General features: G+C 50.5%; 4 protein-coding genes and 1 pseudogene. All 5 read right to left on the minus strand.

Going from position 1 to position 7363, the window contains the following annotated elements; all coding sequences use genetic code 11:
- Positions 1 to 307: 307 nt before the first annotated feature.
- A complete protein-coding gene (gene recD2, locus G494_RS0121120; protein ID WP_035248028.1) occupies positions 308 to 2776 on the minus strand; it encodes an SF1B family DNA helicase RecD2 in 2469 nt (822 codons plus the stop codon).
- 519 nt (positions 2777 to 3295) lie between these two features.
- The gene (locus tag G494_RS0121125) at positions 3296 to 3868 is read right to left on the minus strand and encodes an RloB family protein (protein ID WP_028586105.1); all 573 of its coding nucleotides are present in this window, start codon (positions 3866 to 3868) and stop codon (positions 3296 to 3298) included.
- Positions 3861 to 5198 (minus strand): AAA family ATPase, encoded by a 1338-nt coding sequence (locus G494_RS24905; RefSeq protein WP_051305949.1) that lies wholly within the window; start codon positions 5196 to 5198, stop codon positions 3861 to 3863. The genes G494_RS0121125 and G494_RS24905 overlap by 8 nt, the downstream gene beginning before the upstream one ends.
- 988 nt (positions 5199 to 6186) lie before the next feature.
- Complete coding sequence (locus G494_RS0121145) at positions 6187 to 7158, minus strand: DUF1848 domain-containing protein (protein WP_028586108.1); 972 nt, start codon at positions 7156 to 7158, stop codon at positions 6187 to 6189.
- 18 nt (positions 7159 to 7176) lie between these two features.
- Positions 7177 to 7363 (minus strand): annotated as a pseudogene (locus G494_RS27500) (virulence RhuM family protein); the annotation flags it as partial.

The following is a 7363-nucleotide window of genomic DNA, read 5'->3' on the forward strand; positions in this document are numbered from 1 at the left end:
TCCTTTTCTTGTTCTACTGACGTTCGGGCCGTTCGATTACCCCACCTATCTGCCCACCTATTTGTCCACCTGGGGGTAATCAGGCCACTGGGCAGGCCGCCGGGATTGGAGATCTCCCCCCCCCCCCATTTTTTTGATCATGAAGAAGAGCTTCAATCCATGCCACGGTAACCTGTTCAAGAGTTCTTGAACCTCTGAACAGGGGAGGTTACCTCCCCGCCAAGTGGTAGGGGGATCTGGGAGATTCGGATAGACCCCCAAAATGCTGCCTGCGGAAATGAGCATCCCTGTTCGTGAGCAAAATGTTTCAGTTTGCTTGCAGTAATTGCACAAGGGCTGTCTGGCGCAGGCTGGTGTCCTGCTGGCGGATGGCCATGGCCAGCGCCTTACGGGTGCCGACAAAGACGGCTAGTTTTCTGGCCCTGGTCAGGCCGGTGTAGATCAGGTTGCGGTAGAGCATCTTGAAATGCTGGGTCAGGACCGGGATGATCACCGCCGCAAATTCACTGCCCTGGGATTTATGGATGGTGATGGCGTAGGCCAGCTCCAACTCCACGATATGTTCCTTCTGGTACTCTACTTCGCGGCCATCCGGGAAAAAGGCCACCACCATGGTCAGGTCTTCGTTGTTGATGGCCGCAATCCTGCCAATATCGCCGTTAAAGACCTCCAGGTCATAGTTGTTGCGGCGATGGATGACTCGGTCGCCCACCCGGAAGATGCGCTCCCCCACCTTGATCTCCGCCTTGCCCTGGCCAGGAGGATTGGCGACCTGCTGGATCACCTTGTTCAGGTTGGCGGTGCCCAGGCTGCCCCGGGTCATGGGCGAGAGGATTTGGATTTCACAGCCCTTGCCCTGATATTTGGGGATCCACTCCAGGTAGAGTTTGACCACAATATCCACCGCTGCCAGGCCATAGTGCAGGGACGACCACGGATGCACCTTTTTCAGGACCGCCTTTAACTCCTCCACCTGACCCTGGGCCTGCTTGACCTTTTCCAGGTCAACGTGCTGAAATTTCTGCGGCACCACAAAATCTTGCTCATAGGCTGAGGTAATGGCCTCTCCGGTGCGGAACTGGTAGGGGCTTTCTCCGCTGGATAAGCCCTCCAACTGCGGGATCTGGTAGCCCATGGAGTGTTTGACCCGGCTAACGAAACGAAGCTGCTCCTTGGTGGCCTCATCTGAATCGAAAAACAGACAGTCATGCCCCTCCTGCCAGGTCTCAGGTTTTTTGAAGGGGGATTCGATCCGGGGTGTTTCACCCTTGTTGACCTGGTGGGCATATTTGATGATCAGCGATGCCTTGGCCTGGCGGAAAACTTCAGTGACCCGATAGACCGGGATGACGCCCGAGCCAATGGCATCCTTCAGGACATTACCGGCGCCAACCGAGGGCAGCTGGTCCGCGTCGCCGATGAACAGCACCTGGCAGCCCTTGGGCACGGCCTTGAGTAAGGAGGCGGACAGGCTGATATCGAGCATGGAGCATTCATCAACAATGAGAAAGTCGGCCCGTAAAGGCTCCTCCTCATTCTTCTTGAAGCGGCCACGCTGCCACTCCAGCAGGCGATGCAGGGTCTTGGCCTCCCGGCCGATCACCTCGCTCATGCGCTGGGCAGCCCGGCCGGTGGGTGCAGCCAGCAAGACCTCCTTACCCATGGCCTCAAGCAGGCGGACAATGACCAGGGTGGTGGTTGTCTTGCCGCAACCAGGGCCGCCGGTGAGGATAGCAAACTGGTGCCGGACTACGCCCTGTACCGCTGCCGCCTGTTCTCCGCTGAGGTTGATCTCTTTCAGACCACAATAGCGTTCAAGCCACTTTGTCACCCGCTCCTGGTCCACCGCCACCGGCCCGGCCATCTCTTTTAGCCTGGCAGCAGAGGTTTCTTCATCATAGTAGAGGGATTTGGAATAATAGCAGCTCTGCAGCTCGCCGCCAGCATCAGCCAGCATCCGCACCTTGAGATGGTTCTCATCCTTCATCAGCTTGAGGTACTGTTCCAACAACTCAGCCAGGTCCATCTCCAGCAGTTTTCTGACCTCCAGATCAATCTGGCCGGCGGTGAGATAGCAGTGCCCCTGCTCCCGGCTGGCAGCCAGGACATGACGAATAGCCGCGATAATGCGTTGCCGGCTGTCCTTGGCCAGGCCAAGGGATAGGGCCACCTTGTCGGCGGAGAAGAAACCGATACCATAAAAATCATGGGCCAGCCGATACGGGTCTTCACTGACCATCTCTATGGCCTTGTCCCCATACTCCTTGTAGATCCGCACGGCAAAGAGGGTGGAGATGCCATGGCCCTGGAGAAACATCATCACCTCGCGGATGGCCCGATGCTCAAGCCAGGCCTCTTCAATACTTGCCAGCTTCTTTTGGGCGATGCCCGGCACCTCGGTAAGGCGCTCGATCTCCCCTTCAAACACCTCCAGGGTGGTCTTGCCGAAATGTTTGACTATTTTTTGGGCGGTCTTGGGGCCAACCCCCTTGATCAGGCCGGAGCCCAGATACTTTTCCAGGGCGGCGGCGCTGGCAGGTTTCTTCTCCGTGGCAGAGACGGCCTTGAACTGCCGACCAAACTTGGGATGGACCACCCAGGCCCCGCGAAACTCCATGGTGGCCCCGGCAAAAACCTTGGTCTGGTGGACGGTGACGGTCTCCTGGCTCTCCGGGCTGTTGAAAGGGTTGACCCGCAGCACCGACCAGCCATTGTCACCATTATGGTAGGTTACCCGGTGAACAATACCGGTGAGGGTTTCTTCAATGGTTTGCATAGGCAGCAGAAAAACATAAAACCCGTATACAGTTCAATCTTTTCTGCTCATATCTCGTTGTAAGCTGGGGTGGCATGGAAAAATGGGACACTCACTTAAGAACGCTTAGCATTCCGCAGGGTGGCGTCGAGATGGCAAAATGACAAGATGGCAAGATGGCAAGATGACAAGGCAGAAGTATTTCAGCGGATTCAGGGTAGCCTTCAAAGATGAGGCTGTCAATAATGCCATAAACCTCGTTCAGCATAATCGCCAAGATAGGTGAGAGGGCTCCTTGCCGAACCCTCAGGTATCTCGCACACGATTCACCCGTTTTCCATCATCTATCCTGACCGTTCACCTCTTATTCACTTGCAGCTTCTTGAAGGTAACCCGTCACAGGGTTTCTAATTATACGGTACCCACGTCTCGATAATGTGAGTCGTCAAAGGTACTCCAGATTTGCGCAGGTGCGAATGGTCGCTATCGCCCCTCTATGCGGACATTCGCAACCGGGTGTGGATGGGCGCCTGTGACGGCTTACTCTTGAAGTTCTTTCACCAGTCGATAGACAGTAGTACCTGTGGTCAGAGGCCATTTTTCACAAGGTGGATTGTCTTTTCTCTCTGCTCGTCGAATAGCCTCATCAATACCTGGTTTAATTTTGTGTATTTCAACATTGCTTTTGCTGAAATGAGGGAGTTGTATCGTTAATCGCTTTTTTACATTTCCCGTATTGACACCGTTACCATCTTCAAAATGGAGTAATATCCAATATTCAAACATCGGATTACTCAGTGCCATTTTATACCCTTGAGCTTTGCAGCTATCGAACACTTGATCCAACTCTTGCTTTTCCCATGTATCACGATCAATCACAATCCAGGCCGAATCTTTTTTTCCAATATCAGCTTTTTTGAGTCTGTCCAGGACTTGGCCAGATGATGTTTTTTGTTTGCTTTTTAAAACCATCACCTGAATCGTTGAACGTTTACTGTTGAACATTGAAAAATACTGTGGTTCCGTTTCCTTTCCTTCTGTGGCAATAACAAACCTTTTCCTATATGACCTGTCAGGAGCTTTACGGCTAAATGACCTTCTTTTCTTAGCCATTGGCAGCACCCTCTTTGCTGCTTTGTTGTAAAGTGCCCCTAAAGAGGAGTTTGGGGATGCCGCCTAGCCTTCCTTGTAAATAGCTCTTTCTGATATCCTTATCGTTTCTGATTTCTTTATATTCGCTAAACGCTATCAAATCAGAACTCCCATCCTGATCTCGCTCTGCTACCCACATTTCATCTCTACGTAATAGGTCTTGATCCATGAGCAAGGCGTCGTGAGTAGTAAAAAGCAGTTGGGATCTACTTTCTTTACTACAGCCGGAAAGATAACTCTCAAGGAGTTGCCTAGTTAAAAGGGTGTGCAAGCTTCTGTCTAACTCATCAATAATATATACCTTGTTGACCCCAGGTTGAGAGATGGCATTGAACGCTGGAAGCAGGTCGATCATCCTTAAGGTTCCATCAGATTCATCCTTAAGTTCAAACTTCACCTCGTTCCGATGACCATCGGTGTGATAGCTCACCAGCTTCTTTGCCTGTATCTCCCCATCCTTTCTAGTGATGACATATCGATCTCCAGCCGGATCTAACCTAAGGCGAAAGGTCATATCATCAGGAAGATCTTCTTTAATTTTTTGGAGAATTTCTGGTGGAGCAGCAAGGTTATCAAAATTGACTTTTTCTCCCCCAAGCTTACTGATACCCGTATCCATTCCAACGAGAGCGTCAGTTATATATTCAGCAAGTGGGGTATCCTGCCTGAGAAATTGATCGAAAGGCTCAAATCTCGAGTCCGGTGCAATAGGCACCAGCACATCCCGAAACCATAAATAGAGAGGCCTGAACCTTTCATCTTTCTGGCTGATGGCATTGGTGAGGAAGAGTTGATTGTCTCGGGTTCCCTCAAAAAGGAATTTCATCTTTTCTTTTTTCTTGAGAGAGGGTCCGAACGTTATTGTGTCCTCCTTTCGCGTATAGAGCTTCTTTTCGGTGGTCTTTAAGATCTCCACTAACCATTCTTTGACAACCCTCTGCGAAGTCAGCGAGAAACCATATTCATAACATTTGTTTCCGGCAATAAATTCAAAACTAAATGTGGTAGGAGCAACTTTAGAGGATGTATCCAGTTTAAAGGGCTCGACAGCTATACGGGCATCAGGCTGACTTCCCGTAACAACCACGTTCCTGGCGAAGTTGATCGCTTTGAAAAAGTTCGTTTTGCCAGAAGCATTGCCACCATAAATTGCAGCAATAGGTAAAAGACGGGTGTATCCTTTGATGTGGGGTATTCTATCACTGTGCTGTTTCTCACGGCTTGGGACCATGGAGAACAAGACATTGTCTTTAAAGGATAAAAAGTTTTCCACTGCAAACGAAACCAACATAACGCACACCTGCGGATGATTTTTCTCTCTTAAAACTTGTTAATGTTAATATATGTCATTGAAATCCACTTTCCAAGAGATTTTTTCTCTCGAGATAGCGCTTTTTTTGCTTTTGAAGTTTGTGTGCATTGAAAACCAACTTGGTTTAGTGCCAGCAATTCCCGCTTTGCTCAGGCCCTCCGTAAACACGAGGTCTTCCCCCTCCGGTGCGGTACTGGCAGGGGCTTTCTTTACTGGACAATCCATTCAAATAACTCCATAAACCTCGTTCAGCATAATCGCCAAGATAGGTGAGAGGGATCCTTGCCGAACCCTCAGGTGTTTCGCACACGATTCACCCGTTTTCCATCATCTATCCTGACATAGGGGGACTGAACGGGTCTATCCGGATCTTCCAACGCATGAGCAGCGAGGGGGACTCCCAGTCCTTCCTTTCCAGACAGTCTGGCTATCTTTCCCTCGCCTGGCTGAATCCCTGGAATCCCTGATCCTGGCGACATGTCCGGTATCGTTGTAGTCGTCATTCCCGCGTAGGCGGGAATCCAGTCGGCGGTCGGTGAGGAAGACTGAACGGGTCTATCCGGATCCCCCAACACATGAGCAGCTGGGGCTCCCCTCCCAGTCCTTCCTTTTCAGGAAGCCCTTCCCGCGCCTGGTTTAATCCCTGGAATCCAGGGCCCTGGCGACATGTTCGGTGTTATTGTAGTCGTCATTCCCGCCTTCGCGGGCATGACGGAAAATAACGGGCATGAGGGGAAAAGAGCGGGGGAACGGGAAAAAATGAATATATCCATTATGAATGCTCTCAAAACCAGTCGAGACATCCACAGGAGCAGTCGCGATTTCGGAGCTTAACCCTGCCTTTTTCGTGGTAAAAAGGAGCTTTTAAGGCTGAAACAGGGCTGTTTGTCGGTGTTTTTTATCTTTAGATTGAATGGTTAGCTTGGTCCGACCCCGATTGAGGCGCATTGCCAGGCCGATTGCCAGATTACATTGCCGAAAACAACTTGAGCTGTCGGGTGAGGATTGTATTTTTCTTTTCTTTTTTTGTCGCTGGATCAGCATCATACCATCCGAGAAGAGAGGGTGAGTCAGGCCTGTGCTCGCGATTATTTTTCCTGGCGCGCTCAAAACTCTGGGTCGCGTAGCAATACGCACAGCCGAACAGGCAAGAATCATACATGCCTATGTCACGACTGACGGCACAGCCGCATTCCTTTCGCTGGGAGGGGTCTTTTTTTGAAGAGTAATCATAGTTGAAAAGTGTCCTGACAAGATCATCATCAATGCATTTGCCGGCTTTAACCCCAAAAGGCGTCATGTCAAGATGTCCGGCGCAGCTTTGCAGTTCCATTCCATTGGAGGTTGCCGATTTGACCAACTCGAGAACAAAATCCTTGATCTCACCAAGGCGGAGATTCTCACAGGGGTGAATCTTTACACCACTTTTTTCAAGATTTCTGATTCGTTTCCTTGCCTTGCGGTAATCGTCAACAAAACTGATGACAGAGCGGACCGTATAATCATTGAGCGTCTCTGCAATACGGTTGTATTTCTCAATATGGTACTGATAGCCGGTAAGATTACTAAGAAAGATCGGATCATATCGCCAGATGACCCGTTCTTTACCTATCCGCATGGAGAGTTGACGGAATACATCGGCGGCCTTTTCAAAGGAAGGTGAATATGGATCTATCTGCTTTGGATTATTGACTAAAGTGAACTGGAAGTAATAGTTGAACCCTCTTTGGTCCAATTCATTTAAACGCTCCATAAGGGGTGCGGGATTGCGGCTCCAGAAGACTATAGCCTCTACCTCATCGGGCTTGAGCGAGATATAAGAAACCTGGTTGCGATTAAACGGGTTAGGGACCGCACAGTAACCAGTTTTTATCCTGTCCATCAGCCAGTCCGGATAAAATGCCGGTATATCAGTTCTGCGGCTGGCACTGATAATCATTCTCGCCCTCCTGTTGTGTCATACTCTGTCTGGAAACATATCCAGCCGCGTGGCCCAATCTTCCTTGGTTATCGGGATCTTGCCTATGGCTCGGGCTTCGGCTAAATCCAGATAGGCGTTGACGATCCGCCTCAGTCCTTCCTGTTCCGGCAGTCTAGTTGTCTTTCCCGCGCCTGTTGGAATTCCTGTAATCCCTGTAATCCCT

Origin of the sequence: Desulfogranum mediterraneum DSM 13871 (assembly GCF_000429965.1) — a bacterium.
Classification (GTDB): Bacteria; Desulfobacterota; Desulfobulbia; order Desulfobulbales; family Desulfobulbaceae; genus Desulfogranum; species Desulfogranum mediterraneum.